Source organism: Streptomyces sp. SID9727, from assembly GCF_010550605.1.
Classification (GTDB): Bacteria; Actinomycetota; Actinomycetes; order Streptomycetales; family Streptomycetaceae; genus Streptomyces.
On sequence record NZ_JAAGNI010000345.1, the window covers coordinates 1 to 16,739 of the forward strand.

General features: G+C 73.2%; 14 protein-coding genes. 8 read left to right on the top strand and 6 right to left on the bottom strand.

The window, feature by feature from the left end:
• Positions 1-774 (top strand): FtsX-like permease family protein (locus G3I41_RS23250; RefSeq protein WP_164402328.1); only part of this gene is annotated, 774 nt, incomplete at its 5' end.
• Positions 775-853: 79 nt separating this feature from the next.
• Complete coding sequence (locus tag G3I41_RS23255) at positions 854-2,089, top strand: sensor histidine kinase (RefSeq protein WP_164402329.1); 1,236 nt, start codon at positions 854-856, stop codon at positions 2,087-2,089.
• On the opposite strand, the gene G3I41_RS23260 is transcribed toward G3I41_RS23255, so the two are convergent.
• From G3I41_RS23260 to G3I41_RS23270, 3 genes are all read right to left on the bottom strand, one after another.
• Positions 2,061-2,762, bottom strand: coding sequence for a response regulator transcription factor (locus G3I41_RS23260; protein ID WP_164402404.1), 702 nt, complete (start codon positions 2,760-2,762; stop codon positions 2,061-2,063). The genes G3I41_RS23255 and G3I41_RS23260 overlap by 29 nt on opposite strands.
• A gap of 89 nt (positions 2,763-2,851) precedes the next feature.
• Positions 2,852-4,462 carry a DHA2 family efflux MFS transporter permease subunit gene (locus G3I41_RS23265; protein ID WP_164402330.1) on the bottom strand — a complete coding sequence of 537 codons (1,611 nt, stop codon included), beginning with the start codon at positions 4,460-4,462 and terminating at the stop codon, positions 2,852-2,854.
• Positions 4,463-4,601: 139 nt separating this feature from the next.
• On the bottom strand, positions 4,602-5,072 hold the full coding sequence (locus tag G3I41_RS23270; protein WP_343242213.1) for a MarR family winged helix-turn-helix transcriptional regulator: 471 nt from the start codon (positions 5,070-5,072) through the stop codon (positions 4,602-4,604).
• A gap of 151 nt (positions 5,073-5,223) precedes the next feature.
• Between G3I41_RS23270 and G3I41_RS23275 the strand changes: the two genes are divergently transcribed.
• From G3I41_RS23275 to G3I41_RS23295, 5 genes are all read left to right on the top strand, one after another.
• Positions 5,224-6,348, top strand: coding sequence for an NADAR family protein (locus G3I41_RS23275; protein ID WP_239081791.1), 1,125 nt, complete (start codon positions 5,224-5,226; stop codon positions 6,346-6,348).
• Between the two features lie 66 nt (positions 6,349-6,414).
• On the top strand, positions 6,415-7,995 hold the full coding sequence (locus G3I41_RS23280) for an amidase family protein (RefSeq protein WP_164402332.1): 1,581 nt from the start codon (positions 6,415-6,417) through the stop codon (positions 7,993-7,995).
• Between the two features lie 191 nt (positions 7,996-8,186).
• Complete coding sequence (locus tag G3I41_RS23285) at positions 8,187-8,471, top strand: hypothetical protein (RefSeq protein WP_164402333.1); 285 nt, start codon at positions 8,187-8,189, stop codon at positions 8,469-8,471.
• Between the two features lie 249 nt (positions 8,472-8,720).
• Positions 8,721-9,716, top strand: a complete 996-nt coding sequence (locus tag G3I41_RS23290; protein ID WP_164402334.1) for a hypothetical protein — start codon at positions 8,721-8,723, stop codon at positions 9,714-9,716.
• A gap of 170 nt (positions 9,717-9,886) precedes the next feature.
• A complete protein-coding gene (locus tag G3I41_RS23295) occupies positions 9,887-10,438 on the top strand; it encodes a hypothetical protein (RefSeq protein WP_239081793.1) in 552 nt (183 codons plus the stop codon).
• Positions 10,439-10,965: 527 nt separating this feature from the next.
• On the opposite strand, the gene G3I41_RS23300 is transcribed toward G3I41_RS23295, so the two are convergent.
• Both G3I41_RS23300 and G3I41_RS23305 read right to left on the bottom strand, forming a co-directional pair.
• Positions 10,966-12,066: an NUDIX domain-containing protein gene (locus G3I41_RS23300; RefSeq protein ID WP_164402336.1), complete on the bottom strand. Its 1,101-nt coding sequence runs from the start codon at positions 12,064-12,066 to the stop codon at positions 10,966-10,968.
• Positions 12,067-12,327: 261 nt separating this feature from the next.
• On the bottom strand, positions 12,328-14,190 hold the full coding sequence (locus G3I41_RS23305) for an ABC transporter ATP-binding protein (RefSeq protein WP_164402337.1): 1,863 nt from the start codon (positions 14,188-14,190) through the stop codon (positions 12,328-12,330).
• Positions 14,191-14,752: 562 nt separating this feature from the next.
• Between G3I41_RS23305 and G3I41_RS23310 the strand changes: the two genes are divergently transcribed.
• Positions 14,753-14,923, top strand: coding sequence for a hypothetical protein (locus tag G3I41_RS23310; protein ID WP_164402338.1), 171 nt, complete (start codon positions 14,753-14,755; stop codon positions 14,921-14,923).
• Positions 14,924-14,929: 6 nt separating this feature from the next.
• Here the strand turns inward: G3I41_RS23310 and G3I41_RS23315 are convergent, their stop codons facing one another.
• Entirely contained in the window at positions 14,930-16,480 is a 1,551-nt protein-coding gene (locus G3I41_RS23315; protein ID WP_164402339.1) for an alpha/beta hydrolase, read from the bottom strand.
• Positions 16,481-16,739 lie beyond the last annotated feature (259 nt).

Here is a 16,739-nt window from a genome sequence, read left to right on the forward strand (position 1 = left end):
CCGCGTCTGCTCGCCGCGCTGGCCGTACTGACGGGCGGCGGCTTCCTGCTGAGGCTGGCCGCGACACGGCCGGCCGGGCAGGTCGACGAGGCGGGCCAGGCGGCACTGCTCGGCGCGCTGGTGCTGCTGGTCGCGACCGCGCTGGCGGGACCGTTCGCGGCGCGTGTCCTCGCGGCCGTGCTGGGCGCACCGCTACGGGCGACGGCACCCGCCGCTGGATGGCTGGCCGACGCCAACCTGCGGGGGTACGCCCGGCGGCTGTCGTCCGCAGTGGTCCCGGTGGCACTGCTCGTGGGCCTGTCGGGCACCATGCTGATCATGACAAGTACCGCGGAGCACGCCGCCGGGACAGCGGCGTCCGGCGTCACGTCCGACACGGACGTCTGGCTGCGCCGGACAGAGCTCGCCCTGCTCGTCTGCTTCGCCGCCGTCTCGACGGTCAACACCCTGGTCGCCGTGACCGCGGAACGCCGCCGTGAATGCGCGCTGCTGCGGCTGACCGGAGCCACCCGCGGGCAACTGCTGCGCATGCTGACCGCCGAGGCCCTGCTGACCACGGCGGTGGGCGTCCTGCTCGGCGCGGCCGTCGCGGGCGCCGCCGCGTCGGCGTTCAGCACGGCGGTGAGCGGGTCGCCGATGCCGCACCTCCCGGTGGCCGGCTGCTGGTGGATCGGCACGGGCGCCGCGGCGCTGACCGTCCCAGCCGTCGTGGCCACGGGGTTCTGGGCCGTACGCGGCCCGGCCACGGAACTGGCGGGCACCGACGGTGACTGAGTACGGCGGCGGGCCGGCCGTCCTCGGCACGGCGCCACCCGGTTCGAGCGCGCCGCCCTGCGGGGACCCGGAGCCGCGCGTGGCTGAGCAGCGGCGATTCCTGTCGGTCCGCGGCGGTGAGTGGGCCTTCGCCGTCGCGGGACTGCCGCCGGCCCTGCTCGGCGGGGCCTACGCACTGACCGTCCTCTACGCGGGGACGCTGCTCTCCCTCACCGTGTTCGGCCTGCCGTTCGTCGCCGTCGCGCTGCAGGGCGCCCGCGGGCTCGGCACGCTGCACCGGCGACTGGTCGGCCGGTGGCTCGGTGAGCACATCGAGGCGCCGGCCCGGCCGCCCCGCGTGGCGGGCCCGGTCGCCCGGACACGCCTCGCGCTGACCGACCCGGCCGCCTGGCGGGCACTGCTCTATCTGCTGCTGCGGCTGCCGCTGGGGCTGCTCGGGTTCGCCGCCGCCTTGGTCCTCCCCCTCGGCTGCGGCTGGCTGGCCGGCTTTCCGCTCTGGGTCCGGCTGCTCGAACCGGGGCCGCACCCGGCCGGCCCGCTGGATGCCGCGGCCGTGCCGGCGGGCCTGGCGATCCTGTGCACGGTGCCTCCTGGGATCCGGGCGCTGAGCGGGGCGAACCGCCGGCTCGCCCGGCTCCTCCTCGGCCCGGCCCGCACCCAGCGGCGCGTACGGGAACTGGAGACCGCCCGCGCCACCCTGCTGGCCCAGAGCACCGACGAACTGCGCCGCCTGGAGCGCGACCTGCACGACGGCACCCAGGCCCGGCTGGTCGCCCTGGCCATCACCCTCTCGCTGGCCGAGGACGAGCTCCCGCCCGCCCCCGCCCCCGCCCCCGCCCCGGAGCTCGTACGGCTGCGCGCCCTCCTCGAGCGCGCCCGTAAGCAGACCGACGAGACCGTGTCCGAGCTGCGACGGCTCACCCGGGGCATCCACCCGGTGGCGCTGGAAGGGGGCCTCGGCGAGGCGCTGCCGGGACTCGCCGCCACCTCGCCCGTGCCGGTCACCCTCCGCCTCGACCTGACAGAACGCCCGGACCCCGCGATCGAACGGGCCCTCTACTTCTGCGCCGCCGAACTCCTCACCAACGTCGCCAAGCACAGCGGCGCCCACTCGGCCGAGCTCACGGCCGGCCGGACCCGGGACCGCATCCGCCTGTCCGTCGGGGACGACGGCCGGGGCGGCGCCACGCCCGGTGCCGGGACGGGGCTGACGGGCCTGGCCGAACGGCTCGCGGCGGTGGACGGCGAGCTGCGGATCGACAGCCCGCCGGGCGGACCGACCGTGGTCACGGCCGAACTGCCGTCCCGTCTGTGACGTCCGGCCGGCTCCCGGTCTCCGCGAGGTAGGCGAGGACGGCCTTCACCCGGCGGTTGTCGGTGCCCGTCGCCAGCAGACCGAACTTGCCGAAGACGGCGGCGACATGTTTCTCCACCGCCCGCTCCGACACCACGAGCTGTGCGGCGATCGAACGGTTGGAGTGCCCCTGGGCCATCAGCTCCAGCACCTCGCGCTCACGGGGCGTCAGGGCGTCCACCCGGCTGCGCCGCCCACCCCGCATCAGCTGCGTGACGATCTCCGGGTCGAGGGCCGTGCCCCCGTCCGCGACCCGGTGCAGCGCGTCCACGAACTCGGAGGTACGGGCGACCCGCTCCTTCAACACGTATCCGACCCCCGCCGCTCCGCCCGCCAGCAACCGCGAAGCCCAGGCGGTCTCGACGTGCTGCGAGAACACCAGGATGCCGACCTCGGGCGTGGAGGCGCGGATCTCCACCGCGGCACGAATGCCTTCATCGGTCCGGGTGGGCGGCATCCGGATGTCCACCACGGCCACGTCGGGCCGGTGTTCGGCCACCGCGTCGATCAGGCCCGGCGCCGTCCCCGCGGTGGCCACCACCTCGCACCCGCGTGCGCCGAGCAACTCGGCCAAGCCGTCCCGGAGAACGACGGAGTCCTCGGCCAGCACCACGCGCAGGCGCCGGCGGACCACCCGCGCCGGCGTCCGCGGAGCGGGCTCGCCGGCCGCCCGGCCGGTGACGTCGTACGTGTCGTCGCTCATCAGCCCATTAGCTCATGCGGTCATCCATCGGCCGCCACCTGGTCCCGGCCCTCCTCGGGCGCCCGCCGGACGCCGGTGACCGCCAGGAGCATGCCGATGACGGCCAGGACGGCGGAGACGAGCGCGGCGGTGTGCACTCCGTTCATGAACGCCTGGTGGCTGCCCTCGGCCACCGCGTCCTTCAGCTGCTCCGGCATGCGAGCCGAGACCGGGGCGACGCCCATGGAGACCGCGTCCTTGGCAGCGGCGAAGCCCTGGGCGTCGGGCGCGGGTACGCCCGCCGAGGTGAGTTCACCGGTGAGAGTGGAGCCGACGCGGCTGCTGATGAGCGACACCAGCACGGAGGTCCCCAGGGCGCCGCCGATCTGCAGGGCGGTGGCTTGCAGGCCGCCCGCGACACCGCCGTCCTCGACCGGCGCGTTGCCCACGATGGCGTCGGAGGAGGAGGCCATGACCATACCGACGCCCAGACCCAGTGCGACGAACGGCGGCCACAGCGCGGAGTACGAGGATGCGGCGGTCCAGCCGAGCATCACGAAGCAGGCGGCGGCCTGCAGAGCCATGCCGAGCGGCATCGTCAGGCGCGGACCGAACCGCTGGGTGAGCACGGCGCCCAGGGGAGAGGCGACGACCGAGGCGAGACTGAGCGGCAGGGTCCGTACACCCGCCTGGACCGGCGTGAAGCCGCGCACGTTCTGCAGGTAGAGCATGACGAAGAAGATCACACCGAGCAGGATGAAGAAGTTCAGCGCGGTGATGACGGTCCCGATGGACAGCGCCGGGTTGCGGAACAGCCGCATCGGAAGCAGCGGGTGCGCCGACCGCGTCTCGTACCAGCCGAACAGCAGCAGCACCGCCACGCCGGCCCCGATGGCCCCGAGCGTGCTGCCCGACGTCCACCCCCACGTCTCGCCCTTGACGACACCGAACACCACGGCGAGCAGGCCGACGGCCAGCAGCACGACGCCCGGCAGGTCGAACTTCTCGCGCGCGGCGGCCGCGTTACGGGTCTGGGGCAGGACGAGGATGCTGAAGACGAGGGCCGCGACGCCGATCGGGGCGTTGATGTAGAAGACCGACTCCCAGTTCACGTGCTCGACCAACAGGCCGCCCACGATGGGTCCGAGCGCCGTGGAGACGGAGGAGACCATGGCCCAGATACCGACCGCGATGCCGAACTTCCGCGGCGGGAAGACGGCGCGCAGCATCCCGAGCGTGTTGGGCATCAGCAGCGCGCCGAAGAAGCCCTGCACCGCCCGGAAGGCGATGACCCCCTCGATGGAGCCCGACAGGCCGATGGCGACGGACGCGGCGGTGAAGCCCGCGACGCCGATCAGGTAGAAGGTGCGGCGTCCGAACCGGTCCCCCAGCTTGCCGCCGAGGATCAGCGCGGCTGCCAGGGCCAGCAGGTAGGAGTTGGTCACCCACTGCAGATCGGCGGTGGTGGCACCGAGGTCCCGGCCGATCTCGGGGTTGGCGATGGAGACGACCGAGCCGTCGAGACCGACCATGAACAGCCCGAAGGCGACGGCGATCAGGGTCAGCCACGGGTTGGCGCGCACGCCACCCGGACGTGGCTCGGCGGGGGACCCGGCCAGGGGCGCGGGGGAGCTGAGAACTTCGGAGGGCACGACGGTTCAGTCCTTCGGAGGGGCGCGTGCCGGTACGCACGCGCGGAGAGACGGTGGCGGCCGCCGCGAGACGGGACGGCAGCGCGAAGAGGGGTGTGCACGACACAGCACACCCCTGGAAACCGGCCGTACGGACGGCCTACTGGTCGGAGTGCAGCCGCTCGGCGAGTGAGTTCAGCGTCCCGAGGGCGGCGCCGAGGGCCTTCAGATCGCCGTCGGTCATGGTCCGCAGCGCGCCCGCGATGTGCGCGCTCATCAGCCGGTGCACCTCGGCCACCTCCCGCCGCGCCTTCGCGGTGAGATACAGGTGTGCGACCCGCTTGTCGGCCACGTCCTGTCGCCGCTCGAGGAGTCCTTGCTCGGTGAGCTGCGTGACGAGCGCACTGACGTTGTTGGGCTTCATCAGCAACGACTCGGCGGCCTTGCGCACCGTGACACCCTCGTGCGCCTCGACATGCCGCAGCAGAGCGAGCTGCGCCTCCGGCGGCTTGGGGGCGGCGAACTCCTGGCCGACGCGCCGGTCCAGGGCACGGGACAGCGCGGGCAGGCACGCCACGAGGCCGGAGGCCACCTGGCTGACGCTCTGCGCGGACGCGCTGTTCTGACTCACGCCGGCGAGCATAGGTATCCAGGGATACCTATGTCAAGGTAGCTAAATGGTGTGCGGCGGCGCCCGGGCCGGGGCCGGCCGTATCGCCGTGCGGGGAGCGGGCGCCCCGGCGCCGGATCCACGTGCGCGTCGGACGCGATAGCGTGCGTCCATGACATGGCGGGGACCGACGTACCGGATGGTGGACGGGGAAAGAATCGACGGAGCCTGGTGCCACATCTGGCGGCGGAACCAGATGGGTGGCGGGTACTACCTCGACGACCTGGTCGTCTTCGCCGACGGAAGGATCACCTGCGGCGAACATACCGACCTTGCCGGCCTCGCGAGGAAGTTGGCGGAGGGCCGTTGGACGGCGACCGATCCGGAGGCGCCACCGCTTCCCGACCCGCCGTCGAAGTGGGAGTCCCGGTCCGGCGAACCGCTGACACCGAAGGGCTTCCTCCTGGAAGTCGCCGACCGTGTCGAAGCACTCAACGGGCGGCCGACTTCCGGGCAGCGCTGCTGGGATGCGATCAGGCGGTACGAGCGGCAGCCGACCGAGCCGAACCGGGAACTTCTCCGCGCGGCCTACCTGGCGGTGCCCGCGCACCTGCGGATCTACGTCCTCGGCGACATGGACCGCCAGGACCGTCCTCTGCGCATCCTGTTCACGGAGACCGGCGAGGCCGTCGACGGCGACGGCCCGGTGGTCACGGCCGAGATGCACCAGAGCGTCCTGGACTACTTCGCCCGCGTGAACAAGGCCGTCCAGGACGAAGGGGAGCGGCGAGCGGCCCAGCACGCGGACGACCCGGCGGAACCCGGCCGGCCGCCGCTCGTCTCCAGCGAAACCGTCTACCCGCAGGGATGGCCGGACGAGCCGGGGCTGTTCGTGCTCCGCAACGACTTTCCCGCACCCGTCGAGTTCGCCGGCGACTCCTACGCCTCCGTCCAGCACGGGTACTGGGCCCTGTCGGCGGCCGAGGCCTCCGACCGGAGCGCGATCCGGGACGCGGCCTCCGGCAGGGAGGCGCAGGAGCTGGGCGGGCGGGCGCCGCGCCGGAGCGACTGGTCCGACGTCCGGCTCGCGGTCATGGCCGGACTCCTCCGCGCGAAGTTCACCCAGCACCCCGACCTCGCCCGGGTCCTCCTCTCCACCGGGGACGCCAGGATCAGCTACACCGGCTTCGCGGACTCACCCTTCTGGCGGGACGTCCCCGACGACCGGGGGCGGAACTGGATGGGCCGGCTGCTGGAGCTGACCCGCTCCGAACTGCTCGCCGGGCGGCTGTTCTGAGACATCGCCACGGGGCGAGGCGAGGGCCTCTTGTGCCGCACGGCCGCGTGTAGTGGGGTGTCCGCCATGAAGACGAGAAGCATGGCGGCCCTGACCGCGATCCTGGTCGTGGCCCCGTTGATCGCGGTGGCGCCCGGTCCGCAGGCAGCCGCTCAGTCCCGCCCCAACGGCACGGCGCGATCCGCCGAGTCCACGCTGGTCGGCGGCATCGACCTCGACACGGTCACCATCCCCGAACTGCAGGCCCGCATGGCCCGCGGGTCGTTGTCCTCGGTCCGGCTGACCCTTGCCTACCTGCGGCGGATCAAGGCCGTCGACCCGAGGATCAACGCGGTCCTGCACACCAGTCCCACGGCCCTGGGGCAGGCGGTGGCCAGTGACATCCGGCACCGCCTCGGCCGGACGCGCGGCCCGCTCGACGGCATCCCCGTCCTGCTCAAGGACAACGTGAACACCCGCGACATGCCGACGACCGCCGGGTCCCTCGCCCTCACCGGCAAGCCGCCGGCGACCGATGCGGAGCTCGTCGCCAAGCTGCGGGCGGGCGGCGCGGTGATCCTCGGCAAGGCCAATCTGTCCGAGTGGGCCAACTTCCGTGCGGCGAAGCCCACATCGGGCTGGTCGGCGGTGGGCGGCCAGACCCGCAACCCGTACGTCCTCGACCGCAACCCCTGCGGTTCGTCCGCCGGATCGGCCGCCGCCCTCGCCGCCTCGCTGGCACAGGTGGCGATCGGCACCGAGACGGACGGCTCCATCGTCTGCCCCGCCGGGATGAACGCCGTCGTCGGCCTCAAGCCGAGCCTCGGCGTGGTGAGTCAGTCGGGCGTCGTCCCGATCTCCGCCGAACAGGACACCGCCGGCCCCATGGCGCGGAACGTGGTCGACACCGCGCTCACCCTGTCGGTCCTCAGCGGCGGTGAGCCCGCTTCCGGCCTCGCGGAAGCGGCGGTCCGCCCCGGCGCACTGCGCGGCAAGCGGATCGGGCTGTGGCGGCTGCCGCTGCTCGGCACCGAGGTCGACGCCCTCATGACGCGCACCGCCGAGCGGCTGCGAGCGGCGGGCGCCGAGATCGTGGAGGTGGACCTGCCGTACCAGGAGCGCCTGGCCGAACTCGAATTCCCGGCCCTGCTCAGCGAGTTCCACCGGGACATCGACGCGTACCTCGCGACCAGGAAGGGGCCGCGCGACCTGGCCGAACTGATCGCCTTCAACCGGACCCACCCGCAGGAGCAGACCTGCTTCGCCGGGCAGGAACTCTTCGAGCAGGCCCTCACCGCACCGCCCACAACCGATCCGGAATACCTCGCGATGCGAGCGGAGTTGGCGATCCTGTCCCGCCGCTCCATCGACGAGGTCATGGCCGAGCACGGCCTGGACGCGATCGCCTCCCCGGCGAACCCGCCCGCCTGGACCACCGATTGCGGCCGGGGTGACAACGACGTGATCCCGTCGTCGACTCCCGCCGCCGTCGCCGGATACCCGTCCCTGTCGGTGCCGGCCGGCTTCGTGGGCGAACTGCCGGTCGGGCTGCTCCTCATGGCGGGCAACCACCAGGACGCCGACCTGCTCTCCCTGGGCGCGGCGGTGGAACACCGGCTGGACGGCCGGCGCGCGCCCCGGTACCTGCCGACGCTGCCGACCGGCTGAACCGAGCCGCCAAGCGGGCGAGTTGGGTGAAGCGGGGCTGAGTACGTCGATGCGTACGGCTGAGTAGCGAGGCTCATGAGGGCGCGGCGGCTACGGGCGATCATCGCGGCATGAATACGCGGACCCAAGCCAAGCCCCCGGCCCCGTGGGGACCTGCCCCGTCGACCTCCGCTGTGCGGCCCGGAGTTGCCGTGGCGGCGGCCCTGCTCGGCGCCGCCACGGCCATATCGGTGGCGTGGCTGACCTTCCTGGTGTGGATGGTCTCCGTCTGGGGAGCGGCTTCCGGGACGCCGGCCGGCGGGTTTCTCGCGACGTACGCGGCGTGCCTGGCCGGCGGGGCCGCTCTGCTGGCCGCCCTGGCCTTCGTTCCGCCGGTGCGCCGCATGGCTCCGCCCCGGCGTGCGCTGCTGCTGTGCGCGGTGGCGTGCCCCGTTCCGCTCACGCTGGCTGCCGCGACCTGGGTGACCGTCGGCTGACCGTGTCCTGGCGCGGCCGCACCCGTCAGGTGCGCGCCGGTGCGGGGGACGACGCCCCGGAAGCCGGGTGACGGCGTACCGAGCGGGGCGCAGCGCCGCTTCGACGGAACGGCGTCCGCCTGTAGCGTGAGGCGGCATGACTGTCCTGATCATCGGCGGCAGCGGCTTTCCGGGCGCCGAGCCGGTACACCGGGCGGCGAACCCGCGGCTCCGGGGCGCCCGCGCGTTCCCGCGCGAAGCCGACCGGACATGACGAGGACCACGCCGGCCAGACCGGTCTCCGTGGAAGCCGTGTTCCCGGAACTGGCCCCCTACCGGGCCCGGACGACACGGCTGCACCCCAGACCGGGGCGGCCCGGCATACGCGACAGCCATATCGGCGGGCCGATGCTGTGGCCGGCGGACGAGCCCTGGCCGCTCTGCCGTGAGCCGCACCGGCGTGAGACCGAGGGGTACGCGCCGGAGGAGATCCGCGGCGCCCGGGCCGCGGGGGCATGGCCGCCGAGCAGGCCGTGGCCCACCGAGGAGACCGCTGCGGACGGCGGCCCGGCGCCCTTCATGGGGCTGGCCCAGCTCTTCCGCCGCGACATTCCGGGACTCGCCTGCGGGCCTGACGGAGCGGACCTGGTGCAGCTCTTCCGCTGCCCGTTCACCCACGGCCCGTACATGGAGCGCCGCTACCACCTGCGGCGACGACAGGCCGCACGGACGGAGCGGGCGGAACACTTCCTCGCCGCGCCACCCCGGACGCCCCTCCTGCGGTGGGAGGACGAACTTCCCGAACCCTGTGTCCTGCACCCGGAGGAAGTGGACACGTACCCCTGGGCCGAGGACGACACGCTGCCCCCGTCCCTGATCGCACGCATCGACGCATGGGACGACGCGCAGGCGGCGGAGCACGGATCCGATGCCCCGAACTACCAGTACGACCTGTCGATTCCTCCCGGCTGGCGTGTCGGCGGCTACCCCAGCTGGGCGTCGACGGGCCCGATGGCCGTCACCTGTGCGCCCTGCGGCATGCCCATGGAGCTCCTGCTGACGGCTGACGGCTGCGAGACGGACGGCGGCTCGCACAGCTGGGCGCCACGGGAGGACCGGGACCCGCTGCTGAAGGGCAAGGCGTCGATCCGGGGCGGTGTCTCCGTCACACGACCCACGCGGCTCCGCTTCGGCCGGGACCGCGATCTGCACGTCTTCGTCTGCCCGAAGGTGCCCGGTCACGCGCCCCGATGGGTGCTGGCGTAGGCCGTCGGCCGGGACTGACACAGACGCTCGGTGGATTCTTGCCCGTGCGAAAAAAGGCATCTGCACCACTTAACGGTGAACATCTCCGCTATGTCCCTTGAAACGGCGCTCAGTTGGAAAGGCTGGCCGTGCACCTCAAAGAGGCGCACGGCCAACCCGAGGAGAAGACCTTGAAGCGTGTCTCGTTCCGCCGTTCCGCCGGACTGATCGCCGCCGCCGCGGCCCTGATCGCCGGTCCCGCCCTGTCCGCCCACGCCACGACCCCCGCCCCGAGCGGTCAGCAGAGCTACGCCGCGCAGGCGCGGGCCGCCGGCCTCACCGACCGGCAGGCCGGGGAACTCCAGCGACAGGTCGACGCGGTACGCGCCCAGGAGCCCCAGGCCCGGCAGACCTCCGCGAACTCCCTCGCCACCCAGGGCGGCACCGTCACGCTCCCGGTCCCCGGACAGGCCGAAACCCGCAATCTGGCCTCGCCGGGAACGGCCCTGGCCTGCGCCAACGGGCACCTGTGCATCACGGACGGGCGCGGCTACAACTACGACTACTACTACTGCGGCTACTACGACTTCAACGGCGTCGGCGACGGCACCTTCAACAACAACCAGACATCGGGCACCCGCGCCCGCTTCTACAACAGCGACGGCAGCGAACGCTGGTCCCACGTGGCCAAGGGCACCGGCACCGCCTCCTGGACCCCCGTCTTCCACATCCGCCCCTGCTGACCCCGGCGGCCTTTCCCCTCCCGATTCCGGGGCGGGGAAAGGCCGCTCCACTCGCCCCGTCGGCGCCTCGGAAGGAGCGCGTCCTGAGAACGCCGTACGGATCTCACTGGGCGGGTCGTTCGTCCTGGAGTCCGGCCCGGGCCGCGTCATCGGCCATGACGGACAGCACGCGGCCGACGCCCAGGCGCTCGGCGCTCGTACTCGGCGAACACCTCCGGAAAGCCGGCGACGCAGACGGGCCTGACGGAACGGCTGCGGGGCGAGGTGATGGTCGTCCAGGGAACGGCCTCCTGCCGGTAGGAGGGTCCGACCGGGTCGGTGCCGCCGCGGTCGGTGAGGCTCAAGCCGGTGACCATGACCGTGTCGGAGACGCGCGTCTCGTGCGGGCACGAGCACAGGTGCGGATCGATCGGGTCACTGAGCACCCGGTACGTGATGGGGCGGCACCGGCAGTGCCCGGTCCGGGCTGTCCCTGAAGGAGGCGCGGGAGCGCTGGTCATCGGATGCCCCTTCGGCAGAGAGGAGCGCTACCAGGTGGTGGGGCGCGTGATCTCGGTGACGGGCTGGGGGTGAACGGCCTCGGGGATGCCGAGCATGACGCGGCCCCGGTGGGCGGCCGCGAGCTGGGCGGCCGACTCGGACGGCCCCCAGTCGAAGAACTCCAGAGCCTGCTCCGGGGTGGCCAGCACGCGTACGTACGTCTGACCGGTGGCCGGATCGACGGCGGCCTCGCCCAGACTCGCGAGCGCGCCGGCGTAACGGACCCTCGCGCGGGCGCCGGACGGGTCGGACAGATACCCGAGGTAGCGGGTGTCACCGAGCTCAGCGGCGGCCTCCTCGCGGCATTCCCGGACGGCAGTCGCCAGCGGATCGCCGCCGTCCTCCGGTTCCGGCGTACCGCCGGGGAGACAGGACGCGCCGGTGCCCGGTCCGAAAAGCACGAGGACGCGCCCGTCCGGGGCGAAGGCCCAGACCCAGGACTGGCGGACCGTGAGGCCGGCGGGCACGGGGCCGGGGTGGAAGGGCAGGTGGTGACAGGCCCGGGCGGTGCGCAGGGCGCCGACCCGGTCGAGGACGGTGGGGGCGATCGGGAGCCCGTCCTCCAGGAGCACGGGCCCGGCGCCGTTGATGCGGGCGCGGAGTGCGGACAGGGCGCGGCGGGCGTCGTCGGGAGACATCAACGAGGGAAGGGCGGCGGGTTCGGCGAACTCGACGCCGTCGATCTCACCCGGGGCGGGCCGGATGGCCGCGACGCGTTCGTCGTCCCAGACACCCCCGTCGAAGACGTGCAGCACTTCGCCCGGGAAACGCATGGCCGGGTGCGTCGTCCGGCCGCTGGGGGAGACCCAGTCGACGGCCAGCCCGCGGGTCACGGTCGCCGCGATACCGAGCTCCTCCTCCAGCTCGCGGGCGGCGCCCCGGGCCGGTGACTCGCCCTTCTCGACGGCTCCGCCGGGCAGTAGGCGGGTGGGCCGGTAGCTGACCCGCTGGAGCAGCACCTGGCCGCGCCGGTTGGTGATCAGCACACTGGTGCCGGCCCACAGCGCGGCCGAGGCACGCAGCGTCCCGTACGCCTCCTCGCGCTTCGCCACACCGGGGAGTTCGTCGGGTGCGGATGTCGTGGTCATCTCTCTCCGTTCGAAGGGTACTTACGGTGTCGGCCGGGGTGCGGTCGGGGCCGGAGCCGTGCGGACGGGTGCAGTATCCCGTCCGCACGGCTCCACCCCACGTCCGCACGGCCGGACGGTCACGCTTCTCCCGGGGCCGCCGCGACCGCGCCCCCGCGCCGGACCGGGCCCGGCAGCCGTCCGCCCCGGCCCGGCCGGCGGAACACCAGCCGGGAGGACGCCTTGTCCAGGACGTCTCCGGCGGGCAGCAGACGGGGCGGCTCACGCGGGCGCCTCGTGCTTGTCGTCGTCCGGCTCGGAGGTGATCTGGTAGGAGAGCAACTCCCGGAACGGACCCGGCTGTTCGGATAGCTCGGCGTACGTGCCCTCCTGGACGACGCGGCCCGTGTCGAGCACGACGATGCGGTCGGCGACGGCCACGTTCGCGATGCGATGGGTCACCAGCAGTACCGCCCGGTCCCGAGCCAGGGACCGCAGCCGCTGGAAGATGCGGAACTCGGCACGGGGGTCGAGGTTGGCCGTCGGCTCGTCGAGGACCAGCAGCCCGGCCGGGCGGAAGAACGCCCTGGCCAGGGCGATGCGCTGCCACTGGCCGCCGCTGAGCTCCTCGCCGTTCAGCCACTCCCGGGCCAGGAGGGTGTCCAGGCCCGCGCCCAGCTTGTCGATCACCTCGTCGGCGTCGGCCGCCTCGCACGCCTCCCGGACCGCCGCGTCGCCGCGCGCGGTGGGCTGCCCCTGGGTGACGTTCTCGCGCACGGTCAGGGGCCAGTGCGCGTAGTCCTGGGGTACGAGGGCGACGTGCCGCCACAGGGCCCGCGGGTCGGCCTCGGTGGTGGGGACGCCGTCCCACAGCACCTGCCCCTCGGTGGGCAGGTAGAGTCCGCTGACCAGCTTCGACAGCGTCGACTTGCCGGAGCCGTTGAAGCCCACCAGCGCGGTGACCTCGCCCCGGCGCAGGGTGAGGGACACCCCGGACAGGGCGTCGTGCTCTTTGCCCGCGTAGCGGTGCGTGACCGACGCGACCTCGATCGTCTCCGGCGGCGCGGGACGGCGCGGGCCCCGGCGCATGCGGAAGCCGCCCGCCCTGTCGAGGAAACCGGTCCAGTCGTCCATGTACAGCCCCGTCCGCACGGCCCGTGCACCGACCGCCACCAGACCGCGGACCGACATGCCGACGGTCTGCAGGGCGAAGACGGCCGTACCGGCCCGGCCGACGCTGATCCGGCCGGTCGCGAGCAGCCACACGACCGCCGCCCACACCACCGCCGAGCCCAGCCCTCCGCACACCGCGCCGGCCAGGGACATCCGCGCGCCCTGATCGGCGGCGGCGCGGTCCTCGCGGTTGATGCGGGCGACGGTGTCCCGGTACCGGCCGGACAGGAAGTCGGCCATGGTCCCGGCGCGGATCTGGTCGGCGGCGTCCTTGGTGTAGATGTGCCACCGCAGCACGGACAGCATCCGGTTGTCGCCGTTGCTGCGGAGGTTGGCCAGGTAGCGGACGCGCGCGGCGCTGACCTGGGCCACGGCCTGCGGCAGGCTGGCCGCGACGAGCAGGGGGAGAAGCACCCAGTGCACACCGGCGAGCACCACGGCCCCGGCGAGGAAGGCGGCGGCCGAGGCGATCAGGTCCTGCCCCTCGTTGATCAGGTCGCCGGTGACCTGGGCACCGCGGTCGGCGGCCTCGCGGTCACGGTTGAAGTCGGGGTCGTCGTACGCGCACAACTCCACCTCGGCGCAGCCGGTGAGCAGCATCTGCTCCGCCTCGCGGGACATCAGCGGACCCAGCCTGGAGGAGAGCCAGTTGACGGTGATGCCCAGGAGCGCCCGCACTCCGGCGGCGCCGGCGAGCAGGGCGACGGACGGCCATGCCTCCAGGAGACGGTGGTAGACGTCCCCGTCGCGCAGCAGGGCCGTCAGGGTGCCCGCGATGGCGACCAGGCCCAGGGCCTGCATCGCTCCGGTGACCACCTGGCACAGGAGGAGGCCGACGGTCGCCCGCCGGTCGACCCGCCAGGCCAGGGCCAGTGAGCGGCGCACCAGCTGCGGCAGCCGGCGGGCCATGTCCCGCATCCGGATCGACCGGCCGGCCGCCTCACGGCTGCCGGTGAGATCGACGTAACGCATCTGCGTCCCGGGAGCCGCTCCGGAGGGCGCGGGCGCTAAGGGTACGGGGCGCGGTCCAGGGACGCTGTCGGCCGGTGCACCGGTGGGCTCACTCATGGCCGCTCGCGTTCACCGGGCGCCGCTGTTCGATTTCAGGAGGCTGCTGCGAGGGGGAAGGGGCGGGGTGCATGGCGTTCCTCCGTCTGGGCGTCGATGTGGCACTGATGCTCTAAAAACGCGGTGGATCCGGACCCGTAACGGCCGGATCGGAGGACATTCTGCGAACACAAGTTCTCATGGAGGGCTCAGGCCATGGGGCCTCTGGAGTGTCGTCGCTGAAACTCGTTCGATCAGGTCGGGTCACCCCTGCGGGGGATTGCGGCCCCTGCGCGGCCGTCCGGGCCAGGACCGTCAGGTGGCCGTAGAGCGACCCTCTTTGCCGGCAGCGCGTTCGACGCGCTCCGAGCCGACGCCGTGGCCCCGGACCGCTACGCGTACCGGTACTCCGGCGGACCCGCCTCCGCCTGCTCGATGCCGGCGCCCGTCGCGTGATGACCTCGCCGCCGTGCCTGTACTGGGCGGCTTGCGCATGGGCCGAGTGCGGGACTTCACCCGGCACGACAACGGGGTGGATCACGGGGAAGACGTCTCCGGCGGCGCGGGACGGCGCGGGCACCGGCGCATGCGCAAGCCGCCCGCCCCGTACGTGTCCCGCCTCACCGCGATGCGGCAGGCACGCGGCCCCACCACCTGACTCGCGTCAGGACATGTCGCCCCGGCACACCGTCCCCGAGGCCGGAGCGCGCCCCGTGCGGAGGTATCGGTCGACCGTCTCCACGACGCAGCGGTTCTGCGGGTACGTCCCGTGGCCCTCCTCCTCGGCCGTCAGGAGGACGCCCACGCCCTCGCCCAGAGCGCGGGCCATACGGCGTGCCCCCGCGTACGGGGTGATCGGGTCACCGGTTCCGCCGACCACCAGAATGGGATCCGCGCCGTCGGCGTTCACCCGAGGGGTGACCCGCTCGCCGTCGAACGGCCAGTCGTAGCAGAGGTAGACGCCCGAGGACCAGGCCGCGCCGAACACGGGCGACGCGGCCTCGACGCGTGCCGAGTCCCTGCCGAGGCGGTCCAGGTCAGGGCGCAGGCTGGAGTCCGCACAGGTGATCGCGTTCAGGGCGAAACGGCCGTCGTCGAGCGGGGCCGCCGTTCCGTCGGCGGAGCCGCTTCGGTCCGAGCCCTTGGCCAGGGGGCGGCCGTCGTTGTGGTCGGTCAGCGCGGTGAGCGCCTCGGCCAGCGGCTGCCAGCCGTCCGTGCCGCGGGCCAGAAGGTCTCCGACGGCGTACGCGAAGTCGTCGGCGTCGAGGGTGCTGCCGCCTCCGGCCGGGGCGGGCTTCTTCTCCAGGCGGCCGGCCAGACGCGCCATGCGGCGGGCGGCCTCCTCGGGCCCGTCGCCGGTCGGGCAGTCGCGGACGTGGGCCGCGCAGTGCGCGGCGAACCGGTCGAACGCCGCCTGGACCGCCTTGGCCTGCGACACCTGCTCCTCGTCGAGGTCCTCGGTCGGATCGACCGACGCTTCGAGGACGAGCCTCCCGACGTGCGACGGGTACAGGTGGGCGTAGGCCGCGCCGAGCGCCGTTCCGTACGAGACGCCGAAGTAGTGCAGCCGCCTGTCGCCGAGGAGGTACCGCATCAGGTCGAGGTCGCGCGCGGTGCGCGAGGTGCTGATGTACGGGAGGACCGCCTTGGAGCGCTCGGTACAGGCGTCGAACCTCTCGGACGCGGTGCCCCCCGCGGTCTTCCCGCAGCGCACGGGGATGGTCGCGCCCACGCCGCGCGGGTCGAAGGAGACCAGGTCGTAGCGGTCGAGCAGCGGTCCGTACTGGCGGATGCGTGCGGGGAGTCCGCTCACGCCGGAGACGCCGGGACCGCCGAAGTTGAGGACGAGGGAACCGATGCGCCGGCTGTTCTGCCCGGTGGCCTTGCGCCGTATCAGCGCGACGTCGATCGTCCGGCCGTCCGGCTTCCGGTAGTCGAGGGGCGCCTTCATGACGGCGCAGTCGTAGCCCGTGCGCGCCGACCGCGGAGATGCGCAGCGGGACCACCGGAGGTGCTGGCCGGTGGTGAGCGCGGCGGGCAGACCGGTGGGCGGGTTGGTCGCGGTGAACTCCGTTCGCGGCTCCGCGTGTTGCCGTGCGTCGCGCTGGAGCCAGGCGCCGACGGCCCCCATCACGGCGAGGAGGAGGACCGCGATGACGCGCGCACCGACCGAGAAGCCCGGTCCGCGGCTTCCTGTCTGATGTGCGTCGCTCATGGAAGACCCCGCGTTCCCGTCCCGGACGCCCGCGCCCGAACTGATGCCCGTCGAATGGGTGCAGCGTACAAGCCGCTTCCGGGAGGACGGGCGGCGCCGTCGTGAGGAACCGCACGGTGGCCGCGTCACGGACCACTTGCACACACAGTGACGGTGAACAGTCGTCGCGTGGCTGTGCCTTCCCTGGGACGAGTCTGTGTCATTCCTGGCCCAGTGTGAGTGGGGTGTCGCGGCGCGCCTCATTGACGCACTGCCGTCG